Origin of the sequence: Bacillus cereus group sp. BfR-BA-01408 (assembly GCF_022663305.1) — a bacterium.
Taxonomy (GTDB): Bacteria; Bacillota; Bacilli; order Bacillales; family Bacillaceae_G; genus Bacillus_A; species Bacillus_A pacificus.
Window position 1 is genome coordinate 1 of record NZ_JAKUFF010000073.1, and the last position, 19,924, is coordinate 19,924.

Here is a 19,924-nt window from a genome sequence, read left to right on the forward strand (position 1 = left end):
AATTGGCAAAGATGACGTATTTGTCGCTAAAATTGCGTGTTCTGGAGCAATTTTATCTAAATTCGCAAAGATTTTCTTTTTAATATCCATTTTCTCGACAGCTGCTTCGATAATAAGATCCGCTTCCTTCACACAATCTAAATCAAGCGTTACTGCAAGACGGTTTAATGTCGCTTCCTTTTCTTCTTCCTTCATGCGCCCCTTTTCTACTTGGCGTGCTAAGTTTTTCGTAATAATAGCCAATCCTCTATCTAATTGCTCCTGTTTTAAATCTTGTACCTTCACATCGTATCCTGCCATTGCACATACTTGTGCAATTCCTGATCCCATTTGTCCTGCACCAATTACAACAATTTTTTGTACACTCATTTCTTCTTCCCCCTTAATTTCCAATAAACTATATACCGTCTAATCTTAATTAGTGAACTTCAATCATCACTGCATCACCTTGACCACCACCGCTACAAATCGAAGCAATTCCAATTCCGCCGCCGCGTTGCTTCAGTGCATGGATTAGTGTAACGATAATGCGCGCTCCGCTTGCTCCAATCGGATGCCCCATCGCCACTGCGCCGCCATTTACATTCAATTTTTCTGGATCAATTCCCGCAATCTCTGTACTTGCAATTGCTACTGCTGCAAATGCTTCATTAATCTCGAATAAATCGATGTCTTCAATTGTCTTTCCTGTTTTTTCAAGCAATGCGTTAATTGCATAACCTGGCGTTCTCGGGAAATCTTTAGACTCCACTGCAATTGCTGTATGTGCCAAAATTGTCGCTAACGGCTTTCTTCCTTCTTGCTTCGCTCTGTCTTCGCTCATTAATACAAGTGCAGCACCACCATCGTTTAAGCCTGGTGCATTACCAGCTGTCACTGTCGCTGTTTTATCAAATACAGGTTTTAATTTTGCTAACTTTTCAATTGTTGTATCCGCGCGTGGCGCCTCATCCTTTGCAACGACAATAGGATCGCCTTTTCTTTGCGGAATCGTTACTGGCACGATTTCCTCTTCAAAACGTCCTTCATTATGTGCTGAAACCGCACGTTGGTGGCTACGATATGCCCATTCATCTTGCGCTTCGCGAGAAATTCCATCTTCCTTCGCAACTTCTCCGCCATAAACACCCATGTGTATACCAGAAAATGCGCATGTTAAACCGTCAGCAATGTTTAAATCAACGACTTCGTTGTTGCCCATTCTGTATCCCCATCTTGCTCCTCGTAAAATGTAAGGACTGTTACTCATCGACTCCATACCACCAGCTACAATCAATGATTGATCGCCAGTACGAATAATTTGATCCGCTAACGTAACCGCACGAAGCCCCGACGCACAAACTTTATTCACTGTTTCCGTCTGCACTTCCCAAGGGATTCCAGCAGCCCTCGCCGCTTGGCGTGATGGAATTTGTCCCTGTCCACCTTGAATAACCGTTCCGAATATAACTTCCTCAACATCACTAGCAGAAACATTTGCTCTTTCAAGCGCCGCTTTAATTGCAATCCCTCCAAGTTCTGTTGCTTTTACATCTTTTAAAGACCCTCCAAATTTCCCAACCGGTGTTCTTGCAGCACTTAAAATAACTGTTTTACTCATGTTTCTTTCCCCCATTTCTTTTTATCACTGAGCGTGCGCTCGGTGTTCCTACGTTGAGAAGAGGTGCAATAATTGCACCTCTTTCTAAAGTTGTATGCATTCCTACAAACTAGATTGCTTCTTTCTTCTGTCCAATCACTGAGCGTTCTAAAATCTCTGTTACATCGAGAGTTTGAACTTTCTCTTCAACTTCTTTCGCTTTCGTCCCATCACTAATCATCGTTAAGCAATAAGGACATCCTGTACCGATAATGGATGGCTGTACAGCTAATGCTTGTTCTGTACGAGCAACGTTAATGCGTGAACCTGTTGTTTCCTCCATCCACATTAAGCCACCACCTGCTCCACAGCACATTCCCGTTTCACGGTTACGTGCCATTTCTACAAGGTTCACACCAGGAATCGCTTTCAAAATGTCTCGTGGCGCTTCGTATACTTCGTTGTATCTCCCTAAGTAGCAGGAATCATGGTACGTAACTGTTTCCTCAATAGCGTGAACCGGTTTTAAGCGTCCTTCTTTCACCCACTGAGCTAACAGTTCTGTATGATGATAGACTTCTGCCTGCAAGCCAAAGTCCGGATACTCATTTTTAAATGTGTTATAAGCATGAGGGTCAATCGTAACGATTTTCTTCACTCCTGCTTTTTCAAATTCCTCAATATTTTTTGTCGCCATCTCTTGGAAGACAAATTCATTTCCAAGGCGGCGCGGTGTATCTCCAGAGTTCTTCTCCTTATTACCGAGTATTGCAAATGAAATGCCTGCTTCGTTCATCAACTTCGCAAACGATATCGCAATCTTCTGACTACGATTATCATATGATCCCATTGAACCAACCCAGAATAAATATTCGAACTCCTCGCCAGCTTTCGATTTTTCTTTTACAGTTGGAACCGTTACTTCATCATCACCTTGGCGCCAAGTTTCACGCTCTTTACGGTTTAGACCCCACGGATTCCCTTGACGCTCGATGTTTGTCATCGCACGTTGCGCTTCCGCATCCATCTTTCCTTCTGTTAAAACGAGATAGCGGCGTAAATCAATAATTTTATCAACGTGCTCATTCATAACCGGACACTGATCCTCACAGTTACGACACGTTGTACAAGCCCAAATCTCTTCTTCTGTAATAACATCTCCAATTAAACTCGGATCGTAAGCGAGTGTTGTGGCTGCAGATTCTTGTTGTCCTTTCCCCGCTGCCATCATCGCTAACTGATTTCCTTGTGTATTATTAAAAGCAACTACCGGAACCCACGGTGCTTTTGATGTCACTGCAGCTCCTTTATCAGTTAAATGATCGCGAAGTTTTAAAATCAAATCCATCGGCGATAACATTTTCCCTGTTCCTGTTGCCGGACACATATTTGTACAACGACCACACTCTACGCAAGCGTATAAATCAATAAGCTGATTTTGTCTAAAGTCTTCGATTTTACCAACACCAAATGTTTCTTGTGTTTCATCTTCAAAGTCAATCTTTTCAAGTTTCCCTGGATTTGAAAGACGGCCGAAGAAAACGTTAGCTGGTCCCGCAATTAAATGCGCGTGTTTCGATTGTGGAACATAAACTAAAAACGTTAACAAAATTAGTAAATGCACCCACCAAGAGAAATAGAACACAGAAATGGCTGCGGTTTCATTTATCCCTGAGAAAACGTAAGCGATTGCAGAAGCGATTGGCTCACTCCATGAAAGCTCCTCGCCATGCCATATAATTCCCATCCCATTACCGAGTAGCACAGAAATCATTAAGCCACCGATGAAGATAAGAACAAGGCCTGATTTGAAATTACGTTTTAAACGAACTAGCTTCTCAACATAACGTCGATGAAAAGCCCAAAAGACTGCAATTAAAATAACAAGTGTGACAATTTCCTGGAAGAATGTAAATGCAGGGTATAGTGGTCCAAGTGGAAGATGTGATCCTGGTGCGAGTCCTTTCCAAACGAAGTCAATTGCTCCAAATTGGACAAGAATAAATCCGTAAAAGAACATAACGTGAATAATGCCGCTCTTTTTATCTTTCAGCAGCTTTTTCTGACCGAAAACATTGACCTTAAGGAGATCCCAACGCTCTTTAAAACGACGGTCAAATTCAATCTTTTTTCCTAACTGTATGTAGGCCATCCTCGTTCGTATAAGATACACAAACAAATATCCCGCATAAGCAATAACAGCAATGGCAGCCAGCCAATTCATGATCAGTAAGCTATTCATTTTTATGCTACCCCTCTCTTTGTAAGCCCTCTTTCTTTTTTAGAATCTTCAAAAACATATAATTTTCTGAATTTTATCCCCTACCTTCATTATATAATGAGTGAGCATTCAGTCAACAGTTTTTTGTTATACAACAACATATTTTTTAATAAAGCTGTTTATTTCGGTGAAACTATAAAGTGAAACTTTAATCAGTAGAAGTTATTTACTCCCTACTAATTATTAGCCCACAAATAACAGGATAAAATGAATGTTTGATTTATAAAAAACGAATGGTGAAAAGACCGTGAAGGAGGGAATTTACTCATGTTCTTCTTATCTCTCTTATTAATAGGTAGCACTCTCTGGATTGTAATTGATCTTTCTTATGGGAGAATTGTTCATTTAAAGCGTGTACGTTCTCGTTCTTTCCCTTTACGTCAAAGTGATTTTCACCTTTATACATACGGAAAAGATTTGTATGACGCTCTATTTACTGATATAAAACAGGCGAAACACCATGTGCACGTTTTGTTCTTCATTGTAAAAAACGATAAAATCAGCCGTGAATTTTTAAAGTTACTTATTGACAAGGCAAAGGAAGGAATTGAAGTAAGACTTCTACTCGATCGATTGGGAAGCCATCATTTATCAAATGAGGCCATTCGCTCCCTACAAAAACATGGTGTCTCTTTTTCATTTTGTCACAAAGTAAAGTTTCCTTTTCCTTTCTTTTCTGCAAATCAAAGAAACCATAGAAAAATTACAGTTATCGACGGGAAAATTGGTTATATTGGTGGATTTAATATTGGAGAAGAATATTTAGGTCATAATCAAAAATTAGGATTATGGCGTGATTATCATTTACGTCTTACAGGAGAAGGAATACAAGATTTACAAAGGCAATTTTTACATGATTGGCTGGACGATACAGACCAAAATTTATTAGAGGCATCTCTTTATTTTCCTAAGCAACAACCAGGAACCATTCTGCATCGTTTTATCCCTACTGATGGGGCCTACTTGCAAAATACATTTTTATATTTAATTGAAAGCGCAAAAAAAGAACTCTTTATCGGTACACCATATTTCATTCCTGGAAGAAAAATTATGAATGCATTATTAGAAGCACGAAAACGCGGGGTTCAAATCACGATTCTCGTTCCAGAAAAAGCGGATCACCCCCTTGTTCGAGAAGCAAAATTCCCATATTGCCGAAAGTTAATACACGCTGGCTGTAATATTTACGCATTTCAACAAGGTTTTTTTCACGCTAAAGTTATTATAGTTGATGACTATATCTGTGATATCGGAACTGCAAACTTTGATATGAGAAGTTTATATATTAACCATGAAATCAACTGCCTTTTATATGATGAACATTTTATACAAACAGTAAAAAATAAATTCCACGAAGATCTAGACAATGCGTCATTACTTTCCTTGAAAGATGTTAGTCCGAATTCTCCTATTAATAGAGGCAAAGAATGGATAGGAACAATACTTTCTTTCTTCCTATAGGAAAGATAATGCATAAAGGAGATGTATTCATTATGATTATGCGTTTCGGATATGTCTCACATGCAATGGCACTCTGGGACTGTTCTCCGGCTAAAACGATGACATTTACAAGCTTTCAAAAGCTTAGTAAACAAGAACGAGAAGATAAATTATACGATGTTACGCGACAGAATCTTGAGCATACAATACGTATTCTTCATTACAATATAGCGCATGAAATTCCATTATATCGCTTATCTTCTTCCATCGTCCCACTTGCAACACATCCCGAAGTCGAGTTTGATTACATCGGGTTGTTCACACCGCTTTGGCGTAAAATTGGGGCATTAATTAAAGAACATAATTTACGAGTAAGTTTTCATCCAAATCAATTTACGCTATTTACAAGCGATAAGCCACACATTACAACTAACGCTATTACAGATATGACTTATCACTATAAAGTATTAGATGCAATAGGAATTGCAGATTCTTCTTATATTAACATCCATGTAGGTGGTGCCTACGGAAATAAAGAAAAAGCGGTTGAACGTTTCCATGAAAACATAAAAAAACTTCCTGCACATATAAAAAGGCAAATGACACTTGAAAATGATGATAAAACATATACAACTGCTGAAACTTTATCTATTTGCCAAAAAGAAAAGATTCCATTTGTATTTGATTATCATCATCATATGGCAAATCTTTGCGAAGAACCGTTAGAAGAGTTACTTCCTGCAATTTTTGAAACTTGGGCACATACAAATATCCTTCCTAAAGTTCATATTTCTTCCCCTAAATCAAAAAAAGAATTTAGGGCTCACGCGGAATATATTGATTTAGAGTTTATTAAACCTTTCTTACACGTTGCAAAAAAAGTCAATCATAATTTCGATATTATGATTGAAAGTAAACAGAAAGATTTAGCGATGCTGCAATTCATACATGAATTATCCGCTATAAGAGGAATAAAAAGAATAAATAGCTCAACATTACAATGGTAAATTGTAATGTTGAGCTATTTTTTTCAAAAAAAGTAATTTTTTTAGTAAAAAACACCCTATTTTATATGCTATGATTGGAATTAGCATTTTCCACCTGTGATTCAACTTTATTGAAACGGAGTCATAATATGATTAATCAAAAAAAATATGTACACTTTGTTATGATATATATAATTATATTTTCTCTTTGGATATTTCTTATTCCTAAGAACTTGAATATAAAAGAAATTGGAATTCTCTTCTTATTTTGTTTTGCTGCACTCTTTTCTTGCTATTGCTTATATAAAGCTATTAAGAAAATGAAGCGCGGTGATAAATTATTTTGGGTTTTATTACTATGCACTTGCCTATGTGGATTGACAATGGAGATAACTTTATTTCTTCATTCACTTTCTATATATGACCAAGTCATATTCTCATATACGGCATTACCCTTTTTTATCGTACAATATATTTTGCTCTTTTCTGGCTTTGCTATAAAGTTCATAAAACATTACTCTATTAGAGGCCTAGCTCAATTTTCATTCGATAGCATCTTTATCATTATTATGAATATTTATTTTACCTTAACTTTTATTTTAGACCGTTCAAGCTTTCGTATGTTAACAACAGATCATTGGGTTTTAATTGGATACTTTATTGCACAATCATTAGTCATTTACGCCGTTATTAGTCTATATAGACGAGAACAATATTCTGCTAGTAGAATCTCATTAATTATCGGCTTTACTATCATACTTGTATACGGATATATACATCTCTTTCAATTAAACGCAGGGATGAAAACTTCTTCTGAAGTCTCTTACTTAATACATACTGCTTCGATTTTATTAATTGGTTTGTCATCCATACTATATATTTTAGATAAACCAATGCAGCATGAAACGAAAACAAAATATTATCGGTTTGATTATGTGCGCTTTATATTACCTTATTTTAGTATAATCATTACTTTTTCTTTTATTATCTTTCAACCTTGGGATGATAAGTTCATGTTGATCGGTCTAGTATTATCTCTCATCTTATTGTTCTTACGACAACTTTATATGTGGAAAGATAATCAGGCACTAATCGATACATACGAGCAGTTGACTACACAACTAGAAGACAAAGTAGAAGAAGGTGCATCTGCGTTATCAAAAAGTGAACAACGTTATAAATCTTTATTCGAAGATCACCCGGATGCTGTTTTCTCTTTAAATATGTATGGTATTTTCCAGCAGTCTAATACAGCTTGCGAAAGCTTATTTACTGCCTACTATTGTGAAGTAGAAAGCTATTCCCTTTTACACTTTATTGACTCAAAAGACCATGATTTACTAAAGAAGGCTTTACAACTAACGAAAGAAGGTAGACCACAAACTTTAGAAGTTCGCACAAAGGAAAAAGAAGGTTACTACTATTACCTTCACATTACACTCATCCCTACTTTCATAAACAAGGAAGTTGTCGGGATGTTTGGCATAGCACGTGATATTACAACTTTATATGAAAAACAAAAACAAGTAGAACATTTAGCCTTTCATGATGCACTTACTGGACTACCAAATCGCCGCAAGTTCGAAAAGGATTTAAAAAATATTTTAAATACAGCTCAAACTAGCGCAAATGATGTTGCCGTCATGTTTCTTGATTTAGATCGATTCAAAAAAATTAACGATAGACTCGGTCATGACGTCGGAGACTTGTTATTAATTGAAGTAGCAAAACGATTACGCAGTTGCCTACGTTCAAAAGATGTCGTTGCTCGCCAAGGCGGAGATGAGTTTACAATTCTATTACCAGATATGTACTCAGAAAAAAGTGCAGCCTTTATAGCTGAACAAATTTTAACCATTTTAAACAAACCATTCTTCATTAAAGATGAAGAACTGTCTATTACGCCAAGTATCGGAATTGCAATGTACCCTGATTGTGGAACAGATGTAACAGCATTAATGAAAAATGCTGATATGGCTATGTATCGCGCGAAAGCAAATGGAAAAAATCGATTTGTTTTCTTCTCAAAAGAAATGAGTATCGCTCAAAATGAGAGTAACTTCTTAGAAGGAGAACTTTCAAAAGCATTACAACAAAATGAATTTTTCCTTGAATACCAGCCACAAGTAAGCACAAAAACAAAACAAATTATCGGTTTTGAAGCATTAATTCGTTGGAAACATCCAAAGCTCGGTATCGTATCCCCAGCCCAATTTATCCCTCTAGCAGAGGAAACTGGATTCATTATTGAACTTGGAAATTGGATTTTACGTACTGCTTGCTTAGAAGCGAAAAGATGGCATAATCAAGGTTTCTCTCACTTAAAAGTCGGTGTAAATTTATCTGTAGTTCAATTTAATCATGCAGATTTAATCCCAACTATTTCAAAAGTTTTAGAAGAAACAGAGTTAAAACCAGAAGCACTAGATATTGAAATTACAGAAAGTATCGCCATTAACCAAAATCAATCTGTAGTTGCAAAACTAGAACAACTTCAAAATCTCGGTATTCAAATTTCAATTGATGACTTTGGAACTGGTTATAGTTCTTTAGCTTATTTAACAAAATATCCAATTAATACATTAAAAATTGCTCGAGAATTTATTTGCGGAATTACAACTAGTCCTTTAGAGGAAGCGATTATTTCTTCCATTATTACACTATCAAAACAACTAAATTTAGAAGTTATCGCAGAAGGTGTAGAAACCGAAGAACAATGGAAGTTTTTATATGAGCAAAACTGTGACCACATTCAAGGATTCTTTATTAGCAAGCCCGTTTCTAGTAAAGACGTTTGGAGGTTACTCCACAAAAAAACAACCGTCTAAGTAAGACGGTTGTTTTTTTAATATTCAAAAGGTACATCTGAAGCTAATTGTACTTCTTGATCATTATGAGAAATTACTTGGTTTTTCTCTAAAGCTGTATCTCCTAATGAAATACCCCATGCCATTGCTAACGTTAACAGACTACCAATAAGTAGTTTTTTCATATTCCATCACCCGCATTTTTTTCTTTAAATATATCATGAAAATCCATCCATATCTTATGCAATTATGCATATTTGCTTTTTAAATCTTTTTTATTTCTTCATTCTTTTTATAATTGATTCTTTTAATGTATGGTTTCCTAATATATCGAAAAAGAAGTAAGCTTTTTCGCAAGCATCTTCAATTTCTGCTCTATCACACTCTAGTTTTTCTAGGCATTCAACTTTTCGATAGTATAACTGTCCAATCAATGTCATACTATTAATTTGACACGATAATTCAATGGCTTTATTTGCATGACAAAGTGCTTCTTCGTATTGATTGTCCAAGTATAATGCTTTTGCATGATTATGTCTCACCTTTACATCAAACTCTTTATTATCATGTAATACTTCTAATTGTTTTAATATATTTTCATATAACTCAATACTCTTCTTAAAATGGCCATTTTCAGCGTAAATGTTTGCAATTGCGTTTTCAATATAAAGGTTCTGATATACGTCTATCCCTGCCAATTGTTGATTGAGCAATTTCTTTAATTCTGAAATACAATATTCGTAATCAATTTTTTTCAATATGTAAGCAGCTACATGATATTGCCATTGAAGAAACTGCTGAAGCTCAGGATGATATTCTTCCTTTTTCAACTCATTCCATACTTTATTATAAATTTCTTTATATTTCTTTTCCTTACAGAGCATAATAATTCGGTCTTTTAACTGCTTATTCCTTTCCATGTCAGAATAAATAAGTACCTCATAAAAATGGATAATGGGAACTTGTAACTTTGCTGCAATACCTTGCAATATATCCATACTTGGGTATACCGCGCCCGATTCAATTCGGCTCACTTCCGATTGGTGACATATATTCTCGGATAACTGTTTTTGTGTTAATCCCCGCATCACCCTAATTTTCTTAATTTCACTTCCTAATTTTTCTGCGTGCATACTTACTCACCATCCCACTATAACAATCTAATTTTTCGAGTTGTCATACCACTACAATAATGTGAATTCGACAATTTTTGATATGAAATAATGCATAATATATATAAAATTCGGCAAATTTTTCATACAATTCATCTCACATACAATAATAGATTAGGAGTATTATAGATAAATTACAGAAAACTTGCCCATACTTCCATTACACTCGGTCTTTTTTATCCTTTATCGGCAAAAACTATCCACACCCAAGAATTAGGAAGAATGAAGTAAAAGTTGAAATTGCTCAGCCTAGCTTAACAATTTGGAAATTAACACAACCTCAAAATGATATAAAAGAAAATATTGCAAAAAAGTATTTAAAAGGTGAGGTAACTGGGGCTAAGGCTCAACAAGAGCAAGTAACAACTGAAAAAATGTAGAATTTCAACCTACCGATAAAGAAAATCAAACCGAATTTCATCTTGCACAAACTTATAAAAACTATAAAGTATATGATCAAGATCTCATTATAAAAGTAGATAAAAATGGAGTAATCACAACTATTAGTGGTAAGGTTATCCAGAATTTAGACCGATAACCTAATCCTACTATAACAAATTTTTTGTCGAAAAATGAAGTAAAATCTACATGACGCAATCCCCCCTAATTCCAGACTATATAACTGAGACGGAATTACAAAAAAAGAAGCTTACCATTCATAGGTAAACTTCTTTTCATATCCATCCCTTTTCTTCCGCAATTGTAATTGCCTCAATTCTATTTTTCGCATCAAGCTTCGTTAATACTTCAGAAATATAATTACGTACTGTACCAGGTGAAAGATAAAGTGTCTTTGCAATTTCATTTGCTGTCTTTCCTTCTTTCGCAAGTAGCAATACTTCTTTTTCGCGATCTGATAACGGATTTTGCTCTTGCCATAAGCCGAACATTAAATCTTGAGAGATCTCTCGTTTACCTTTCATTACGTTGCGAATCGATGCAGCTAAATCCTCGCTTGGGCTATCTTTTAATAAATATCCGTGCACACCAGCTTTCATTGCTCGTTCAAAATATCCAGGGCGCGCAAATGTTGTTAAAATCATTACTTTACATGCCGATTTTTCTTTCTTCAACGTTTCTGCAACATCTAATCCGCTTTGAATTGGCATTTCAATATCCATAATGCTTACATCAGGTTTTAACAATTCGATTAGTTTTAGCGCCTCTTCTCCGTTCGCTGCTTGCCCAATTACTTCAATATCATCTTCTAGATCAAGTAGGGCTCCTAACGCACCACGAAGCATTCGCTGATCTTCTGCAATAATAATTCGAATCATGCCTTCACCTCATCTTTTCCTGTTCTAATAACAACTGGAACTTTTACTGTTAATAGTGTTCCTGGATTAATCGTACCCAGTTCAACAAATCCATCAATAAGAGCGATTCGCTCCTTCATACCACGAATACCATTCCCATCGTGATTTTGATCCGCTAAACCGATTCCGTTATCTTCTACTGTCAAAATCAATTCACCTTGTGATTCTAGTACAGAAACTATGCACCGCGTTGCCTTACTATGCTTTACAACATTCGTAACAGCTTCGCGTAAACACATTCCTAAAATATTTTGTTCAATGGGTGATAGCGAACTTGCACTCGTTTCTTGTTTGATCTCTAATTCAATATTAGCAGCTTGTAAGATCGCTTTTATTTGCTCAAGCTCTTCTTCTACCGTAATCATGCGCATATCAGAAATTAATTCCCTTAGCTGTTTTAAAGCAGTTCGAGATGTTTGTGTAATCTCCTTTGCTTCCGCACTTGCGCGCTCTGGATTTTTGACGATTAGCTTTTCAACAAGCTGACTTTTCAACGTAATAAGAGATAGCGTATGCCCTAACGTATCATGAAGATCCCTTGCAATACGCTGCCTCTCTTCACGTTTTACTAAGTCCTTAATTTGCTCGTTCGCTTCGTTTAATTGATTTCTTAACATCTTTTTTTGGTTAAAATTGCGCATACCAAATGGTGTAAGAAGCATTAAAATAAACATCGGAACGATATTTACTAAACTTGTCGGTGTTAGTTGATTCATATTTATAAATACAAATACTCCAAGCATTACAACTAACAAACATAGTAATATCCGAAATACTTTCTTACTTGGTGCAAACCCCATTGCACTTGCTGTGAAAAAGCCAAAGAATATCATGAAGGGATTATAAAATAAAGCAAATAAAAGCGTAAGTATCATTTGAATACAAGCCCACAAAATAAACGTCTTCTGAACAAAATAAAGTTGACGGTATGTGATCATGAAAACTATCAACATACCGCTTCCTATTACAAGCTTCCATCCCGATACTTGTGTTAAATTATAAATTGGAAATAACAAATAAACGAGCCACATATACGGAAAGAATCCCATATGTTTCGGAAAAATCTCAATCCTCTTCTTCTCTATCATTTATACCGCTTCCTGTCTTTTTCTTATATATATTGATATTACAACAAATATAAGGAAATAACCTCCTAATACCGCGATATTTTCCCAACCAACCGATTTTCCAGCTACAATATCCCATGCACCACTTCCGAAGTGATATGTTGGTGTCCATTCACCGATAGATCTTAATATTTTCGGGAATACTTCGATTGGCATCCATAGACCGCCAATTACAGCTAAACTCATATTTAAAATATTCGCTAAACCCGCTGCTGCATCCGCCTTCTTAATAGAACCTATTACTGTTCCTAATGCTAAAAATGGTGTTACACCTAACAATAACCATAATCCAGCACCAATCCATTGCCCTACTGTTAACTCCACATGATTAATTAATATTCCTGCGATAAAGATAACTAAAATTGAAAAAGCATTCACTACTGTTTGAGCGATGATCTTTGCTGTTATATACGCTCCCTCTGGAAGTGGTGTAATTTTCAACAAATGTGTCCAACCTTGCCCTTTTTCCTGAGAAATCCTTACACCGAAACTAAAAAGTGCTGTCCCTACAATACTAAACGTCGCCATCGAGATTAAATAATGCGCTTTCCACGCATCTCCGTTTTGTGGCACTTGAACCACATTTGTGAAAATGTAATAAAACATAACTGGCATTAATAATGAGAAAAAGATAAACAATTTATTGCGGAACGTACGTAAAATTTCTATTTTGCATTGCATCCATAAAGCTTTCATGCGATTTCCCCCTTCTGATTTGCGACAAACTGTTCAAATGCTTCATCAAGACTTCCACGTTCAACTGAAATATTTGTTACAGGTAAGTTCTTTTCATAAATTGCTTTTAACGTTGCATCCGTATCTTCAGTTATTAAAGTGAAATGTCCTTCGTTTGATTGTACTTCTGTTACGCTTGGTAACCCTTTTAATAATTTTGCAGGAATACTTTCCTTCGAATAAAATGTAATTGTTTTTCGTGAAATCGTCGCTTTCATCTCATCTGGCGTACCATCTGCGATAATCTTTCCATTCGCAAATAATAAAATACGATTTGCTAATGCATCTGCTTCTTCTAAATAGTGCGTTGTTAAAATAATCGTTTTCCCTTCACTTGCTAACTTTCGAATTGTTTCCCAAAATGTTCTTCGAGACGTAATGTCCATTCCAACTGTCGGCTCATCTAAAAATAACAAATCTGGATTTCCTGCAAGTGCGAGTGCAAAATTTAACCTTCTCTTTTGACCTCCTGATAATTTCTCACATCTTTGCTTTCTCTCTGATTTTAAATTCGATAACTGTAGCAACGTTTCTTTCGCTATCGGATTCGTATAATAGCTACGGAATAACTCAATTGCCTCTTCCACTGTAATGCTATCGATGACACTTACTTCTTGTAACATCGCACCGAGGCTATTACGAACATCTCTATGCTTTGGGCTCTTTCCGAATATAGAAACCGTTCCTTCCGTCGGATCCTTTAATCCAAGCATCATCGACATCGTCGTCGTTTTCCCTGCACCATTCGGTCCAAGCAATGCTACGATTTCTCCTTTATTCACATGAAATGAAACGTTATTTACTGCTTTTTTATGTTTAAATGTTTTAGAAACACTGTTTACTTCAATAATCTTTTCCATCTCTCCACCCCCGCTGTTTCTTATATTTACATTGTATTCCTTGGAAAACTTAGGAAACAGTATGATGCGTCATAACATCGATATGACAATTGTCATGTATTCTTTATGAGAGGAATCAATCCGCCATATTGCAAGCGAGTAGCAGGACGAAAATAAACATGATACAATCGGGTAAGATATATATTCGAGGAAGGACAGTGGTTTTCATGATTATTCGTAATGAACAAGATTTAGAAGGCTTACGAAAAATCGGCCGCATCGTTGCGCTTGCACGTGAAGAAATGAAAAAAGAAGCAAAGCCAGGCATGACAACGAAAGAGCTTGATTTGATCGGTAAAAAAGTATTAGATGAGCATGGTGCTATTTCTGCACCTGAAAAAGAATATGATTTCCCTGGCGTAACTTGCATCAGTGTAAACGAAGAAGTTGCTCACGGTATTCCAGGTGATCGTGTATTAAAAGAAGGCGACCTTGTAAATGTCGACGTATCTGCAGCACTTGATGGTTATTATGCAGATACAGGTATTTCATTTGTACTTGGAGAAGATGAAGCAAAAGAAAAGCTTTGCCAAGCAGCTGTTGATGCCTTTTGGGCAGCAATGAAAAAGGTGAAAGCTGGTTCAAAACAAAACCAAATTGGTCGTGCCGTTTCAAACTTTGCACATAAAAATGGATACAATGTTATTCAAAACTTAACTGGTCACGGTATTGGTCTTAGCTTACATGAAGCACCAAACCACATTTTAAGCTATTTTGATCCAATGGATAATGCGCTTCTAAAAGACGGTCTTGTTATCGCTGTAGAGCCATTCATTTCTATGAAAGCTGATCATATTATCGAACGTGGCGATGATGGTTGGACATTCGTTACACCTGATAAAAGCCTTGTTGCACAATGCGAACATACAGTTGTCGTAACACGCGGCGAACCGATAATCTTAACAGAAATATAAAAAAGGAACCGCTTCTTAGTAGGAAGCGGTTCTTTTTTAGGCTGTAGAAAAGATTTTCTCCACAGCCTGAAAAAGGACGATACATAAAGTATCGTCCTTTTAACGGGGTGAGGCTGTCCAAAAGTACGGAAAACCTTTGAACAGCCTCGTATTTTCATATGGATGCCTTACATATATCACTGATAATAAGTATGAAATGCGGAAACATATTTATCATCACATGATTCAAACATGAGAAAAGAAACCCTACAGTGGATTCTTTTCTCTACATAATCTAAAGTTTGGGTACACTAGATTCATGCAATGTAGGAGCTTTCCAAGCAGAAAGCGAACCTTCATTTAAAATGATAGCATACATGTCTCCATCAAAAATATGCAAATATGCATACACCGTTTTTTATTTCTCAATGTCAGAATATTGAAAATTAATAAGGATAAAGGTAAAATGAAGTCGTTATCCGTCTTCTTTTGTCAGTCAGAGAGAATAGAAGAATAGGAGAGGAAAAAATGAAAAAATCTTTGAAACAAAAAATAGTAAGCTCTTTGCTTGCTGTATCACTCGCTGTTAGCATAGCTCCAGTCGGACAAGCCAAAGCTGATTCCACGTCAAAAATCACACAAACTTCACCTATCACAAAACAAGTTGATGCAAGCCGCGCTATCGAACACATCCGTTTCTTATCCGAAACAATTGGTCCTCGCCCTGGTGGAACAAAATCAGAAGAATGGGCTTCTCGCTACGTTGGTACGCAGCTTAAATCAATGGGCTATGAGGTAGAATATCAACCATTTCAAGTACCCGATCAATACGTTGGATTTATAGAATCACCATTATCCACAAAGCGTAATTGGCAAGCTGGTGCTGCTCCTAACGCACTAATTTCTACAGAAGCTGTTACAGCCCCTCTTATCTTTGTTCAAGGTGGGACAAAATTAGAGGATATCCCAAATGAAGTAAACGGAAAAATTGTTCTATTCGAAAGAGGAACAACAGTAGCAGACTACAATAAACAAGTTGAAAATGCTGTTAGCAAAGGAGCAAAAGGTGTTCTTTTATATAGTTTAATTGGCGGTCGCGGGAACTACGGACAAACTTTCAATCCTCGTCTAACGAAAAAGCAATCTATCCCTGTCTTCGGTCTTGCTTATGCGCAAGGAAATGCATTTAAAGAAGAAATTACTAAAAAAGGGGCGACAATTCTTTCCCTAAAAGCAAGACATGAATCTAATTTAACATCCTTAAATGTCATCGCTAAAAAGAAACCAAAAAATAGTACAGGTAATGAAAAAGCTGTCATTGTAAGTTCACACTACGATAGTGTCGTTGGAGCACCTGGAGCAAACGATAATGCTTCTGGTACAGGATTAGTATTAGAGTTAGCTCGTGCTTTTCAAAATGTAGAAACTGATAAAGAAATTCGCTTTATTGCTTTTGGTTCTGAGGAAACTGGCTTACTTGGCTCCGATTATTATGTTAATAGTCTGTCCCAAAAAGAACGCGATCGAATTTTAGGTGTCTTTAATGCGGACATGGTTGCAACAAATTACGATAAAGCAAAGAATTTATATGCTATGACGCCTAACGGTTCTCCAAACCTTGTAACAGATGCAGCCTTGCAAGCAGGTAAACAGTTAAATAATGACCTTGTACTGCAAGGAAAATTCGGCTCTAGTGATCACGTACCATTTGTTGAAGTTGGCATTCCTGCCGCTCTATTTATTTGGATGGGTGTCGATAGCTGGAATCCATTAATCTATCATATCGAAAAGGTATATCACACACCTCAAGATAACGTATTTGAGAATATTTCACCTGAACGTATGAAAATGGCATTAGAGGTCATTGGTACAGGCGTCTATAATAGCCTTCATTCCACTGTGAAAACAGGAGAGAAAGCCGCTTAATACTATTTCAAGCCACCGATTAATCGGTGGCTGTTTATTAAGAAAAAATAAATATGCATAAAAGCATATTTATTACATGGTATTATGGTGTATAATTAAAATCGTAATATATAAATAAAGAATATAAATCACATAGCATTATGTAGAATAAAAAATTTAAAATACTATTGATTACATCTAATGATAAGACTTTTCGATTGTAAAAAGGTGCTCTTGCAGTTGTGTTAACTTGAACTTCAGAAACTAATACCTTCATTCCTAAAATAAACGTTACATCAGCTACTCAAGAACAAAGCTTTACAAAATGCTATTTCTAAATTAGCCATAATAATGGCTATGCATTAATGAAACATGGCATTGACCTTAAATTACATGAGATACCCTGCTCTAAGTTTATGGTCCAATTATAATAGGCTTCTTAAAAACGGTCTTGTTATCACTTTAGAGCCGCTGATTGGGTCCACCTTAAAATTGTTCTCTTTTTTCTATAAAAAAACCCCTTCAGGCTGCATTCTTCCCTTCACTTTATCGTGAAGTGTTTTTGAATACTTACCTAAAGGGAGCAATATCAATAGTAATTTTTTAATTTGTCAGCTACTTAGATTACAGTGTAATTAATAATCTAAAGCTTTTTTATTATTTAATTCGCTGACGAGTGAGTAGGATTCCGCCTAAAAGGAACAATACCATACCTCCAAGAATTGAACTCATTTCTGCTGATGTTCCTCCTGTGTTAGGAAGTAAGGTTTGCTTATCATTTTCTGTAGTAGGTGGAACTTTTGAATCGCTATTGTTATCTGTATTTGTAGTTGTGTTTGGATCTTTTGGATCTGTGCTTGGATCTTTCGGATCTATACTTGGATCTTTCGGATCTGTACTTGGATCTTTCGGATCTGTGCTTGGATCTTTCGGATCTGTACTTGGATCTTTTGGATCGTCCTTGATTTTTGTATTTGTGATGTCATAACCATTTACTTCGGACTTGTATCCCGCTACTGGTTGTTCTTTCACTTCATACTTATACGCTACTCCATTTGCATCGTATGCTGCTAAATCTTTGAATTCATATTTCCAACCTGTTGCTTTGCTTACTTCTTGCGTCGCAATCACTGTACCATTTTGTAGTAGGTCTACTTTGATCATTTCCGGACGATCTGTTGCGTTATCGTCTTTCCATGTCTTCGTTCCTCCTACTTTTGTTTTGCCTACTTTCGTATTTGTGATGTCAGTGCCACTTACTTTGGATTCATATCCGGCTACTGGCTGTTCTTCCACTTCATACTTGTATGCCTTACCTTCTGCATCGTATGCTTGTAGCTTTTCAAACGTATACTTCCAGTTTGTTTCTGCTGTTACTTCTTTTGTATCTACTACTTTACCGTTTTGTAGTAAGTCTACTTTAATCGAGCTTGGACGATCTGTTGCATTGTTATCGTTCCACGTTTTTGTTCCTTCTACTTTCGTTTCGCCTACTTTTGTATTTGCAATATCAGTACCTTTTACTTCGGATTTATATCCAGCTATTGGTTGTTCCTTCACTTCATACTTGTACGCTACTCCGTTTGCATCATACGCTGCTAAATCTTTGAATTCATATTTCCAATCTGTTGCTTTGCTTACTTCTTGCGTCGCAATCACTGCACCATTTTGTAAAAGGTCTACTTTAATCATTTCCGGACGATCTTTCGCGTTATCGTCTTTCCATGTTTTCGTTCCTTCTACTTTTGTTTTGCCTACTTTTGTATTTGTGATGTCATAACCATTTACCTTTGATTCATATCCTGGTACTGGCTGTTCTTTCACTGTATACTCGTAAGGCTTACCTTCCACATCATATGCTTCTAAATCTGCGAATATATATTTCCAACCCATTACTGCTAGTACGTCTTGTGTTTGAATCACGTTCCCGTTTTGTAGTAAGTCTACTTTAATCATTGTCGGACGGTCTGTTGCATTTCCGTCGTTCCACGTCTTCGTTCCTTCTACTTTTGTTTTACCCACTTTTGTATTTGTGATGTCAGTGCCACTTACTTTGGATTCATATCCGGCTACTGGCTGTTCTTTCACTTCATACTTGTACGCTGCTCCGTTTGCATCGTATGCTTGGAGTTTTTCAAACGTATACTTCCAGTTTGTTTCTGCTGTTACTTCTTTTGTATCTACTACTTTACCATTTTGTAGTAAGTCTACTTTGATTGTGCTTGGACGATTTGTTACATTATCGTCTTTCCATGTCTTCGTTCCTTCTACTTTTGTTTCGCCTACTTTTGTATTTGTGATGTCATAACCGTTTACTTCGGATTTATATCCTTCAACTGCTTGTTCTTTCACTTCATACTTGTACGCTACTCCATTTTCATCGTATGCTTGGAGTTTTTCAAACGTGTACTTCCAATTTGTTGCTTTACTTACTTCTTTCGTGTCAATTACTTTACCGTTTTGTAGTAAGTCTACTTTAATCGAGCTTGGACGATCTGTTGCATTGTTATCGTTCCACGTTTTTGTTCCTTCTACTTTTGTTTCGCCTACTTTTGTATTCGTAATGTCATAATCTTTTACTTCAGATTTGTATCCGTCTACCTGTTGTTCTTTCACTTCATACTTGTACGCTACTCCGTTTGTATCGTATGCTTGGAGTTTTTCAAACGTGTACTTCCAATTTGTTGCTTTACTTACTTCTTTCGTGTCAATTACTTTACCGTTTTGTAGTAAGTCTACTTTAATCGAGCTTGGACGATCTGTTGCATTGTTATCGTTCCACGT

The 19,924-nt window shown here is 36.3% G+C and carries 14 protein-coding genes and 2 pseudogenes; 6 read left to right on the forward strand and 10 right to left on the reverse strand.

What is annotated here, in order from left to right; translation table 11 throughout:
* From MR083_RS21965 to MR083_RS21975, 3 genes and pseudogenes are all read right to left on the reverse strand, one after another.
* Positions 1-369, reverse strand: a 369-nt coding sequence (locus MR083_RS21965) for a 3-hydroxyacyl-CoA dehydrogenase NAD-binding domain-containing protein (RefSeq protein WP_242269841.1), incomplete at its 3' end; no start/stop codon positions are given.
* A gap of 49 nt (positions 370-418) precedes the next feature.
* A pseudogene (locus MR083_RS21970) lies at positions 419-1,700 on the reverse strand (acetyl-CoA C-acetyltransferase).
* A 9-nt stretch (positions 1,701-1,709) separates the two neighbouring features.
* Positions 1,710-3,821 carry a (Fe-S)-binding protein gene (locus tag MR083_RS21975; protein WP_001086788.1) on the reverse strand — a complete coding sequence of 704 codons (2,112 nt, stop codon included), beginning with the start codon at positions 3,819-3,821 and terminating at the stop codon, positions 1,710-1,712.
* A 306-nt stretch (positions 3,822-4,127) separates the two neighbouring features.
* On the opposite strand from MR083_RS21975, the gene cls reads away from it, so the two are divergent.
* From cls to MR083_RS21990, 3 genes are all read left to right on the forward strand, one after another.
* Entirely contained in the window at positions 4,128-5,321 is a 1,194-nt protein-coding gene (gene cls / locus MR083_RS21980) for a cardiolipin synthase (RefSeq protein ID WP_242269842.1), read from the forward strand.
* A gap of 32 nt (positions 5,322-5,353) precedes the next feature.
* Positions 5,354-6,307, forward strand: coding sequence for a UV DNA damage repair endonuclease UvsE (uvsE, locus tag MR083_RS21985; RefSeq protein ID WP_000605888.1), 954 nt, complete (start codon positions 5,354-5,356; stop codon positions 6,305-6,307).
* 128 nt (positions 6,308-6,435) lie between these two features.
* Positions 6,436-9,114: a DUF4084 domain-containing protein gene (locus tag MR083_RS21990; RefSeq protein WP_242269843.1), complete on the forward strand. Its 2,679-nt coding sequence runs from the start codon at positions 6,436-6,438 to the stop codon at positions 9,112-9,114.
* 17 nt (positions 9,115-9,131) lie between these two features.
* Here MR083_RS21990 and papR read toward each other — a convergent pair whose 3' ends face one another.
* Complete coding sequence (gene papR, locus MR083_RS21995; RefSeq protein WP_000734728.1) at positions 9,132-9,278, reverse strand: quorum-sensing peptide PapR; 147 nt, start codon at positions 9,276-9,278, stop codon at positions 9,132-9,134.
* Positions 9,279-9,368: 90 nt separating this feature from the next.
* Complete coding sequence (gene plcR / locus MR083_RS22000; protein WP_242269844.1) at positions 9,369-10,226, reverse strand: transcriptional regulator PlcR; 858 nt, start codon at positions 10,224-10,226, stop codon at positions 9,369-9,371.
* Positions 10,227-10,394: 168 nt separating this feature from the next.
* Between plcR and MR083_RS22005 the strand changes: the two are divergent.
* Positions 10,395-10,800: pseudogene (locus MR083_RS22005) on the forward strand (M4 family metallopeptidase); the annotation flags it as partial.
* 139 nt (positions 10,801-10,939) lie between these two features.
* On the opposite strand, the gene MR083_RS22010 reads toward MR083_RS22005, so the two are convergent.
* The 4 genes from MR083_RS22010 to MR083_RS22025 are packed head-to-tail and all read right to left on the reverse strand — an operon-like array spanning position 10,940 to position 14,303.
* Positions 10,940-11,542 carry a response regulator transcription factor gene (locus tag MR083_RS22010; RefSeq protein ID WP_242269845.1) on the reverse strand — a complete coding sequence of 201 codons (603 nt, stop codon included), beginning with the start codon at positions 11,540-11,542 and terminating at the stop codon, positions 10,940-10,942.
* Complete coding sequence (locus tag MR083_RS22015) at positions 11,539-12,669, reverse strand: sensor histidine kinase (RefSeq protein WP_242269846.1); 1,131 nt, start codon at positions 12,667-12,669, stop codon at positions 11,539-11,541. The genes MR083_RS22010 and MR083_RS22015 overlap by 4 nt, the downstream gene beginning before the upstream one ends.
* Positions 12,670-13,404 carry an ABC transporter permease gene (locus MR083_RS22020; protein ID WP_242269847.1) on the reverse strand — a complete coding sequence of 245 codons (735 nt, stop codon included), beginning with the start codon at positions 13,402-13,404 and terminating at the stop codon, positions 12,670-12,672.
* Complete coding sequence (locus tag MR083_RS22025; RefSeq protein ID WP_100633535.1) at positions 13,401-14,303, reverse strand: ABC transporter ATP-binding protein; 903 nt, start codon at positions 14,301-14,303, stop codon at positions 13,401-13,403. Before MR083_RS22025 ends, MR083_RS22020 begins: the two co-directional genes overlap by 4 nt.
* A 158-nt stretch (positions 14,304-14,461) precedes the next feature.
* Between MR083_RS22025 and map the strand changes: the two genes are divergently transcribed.
* Together map and MR083_RS22035 are read left to right on the forward strand one after the other, a co-directional pair.
* A complete protein-coding gene (gene map / locus MR083_RS22030) occupies positions 14,462-15,256 on the forward strand; it encodes a type I methionyl aminopeptidase (RefSeq protein ID WP_002096176.1) in 795 nt (264 codons plus the stop codon).
* A 507-nt stretch (positions 15,257-15,763) separates the two neighbouring features.
* Positions 15,764-17,161: a M28 family metallopeptidase gene (locus MR083_RS22035; protein WP_131101195.1), complete on the forward strand. Its 1,398-nt coding sequence runs from the start codon at positions 15,764-15,766 to the stop codon at positions 17,159-17,161.
* Between the two features lie 636 nt (positions 17,162-17,797).
* On the opposite strand, the gene MR083_RS22040 is transcribed toward MR083_RS22035, so the two are convergent.
* Positions 17,798-19,924 (reverse strand): Cna B-type domain-containing protein (locus tag MR083_RS22040; RefSeq protein ID WP_242269848.1); only part of this gene is annotated, 2,127 nt, incomplete at its 5' end.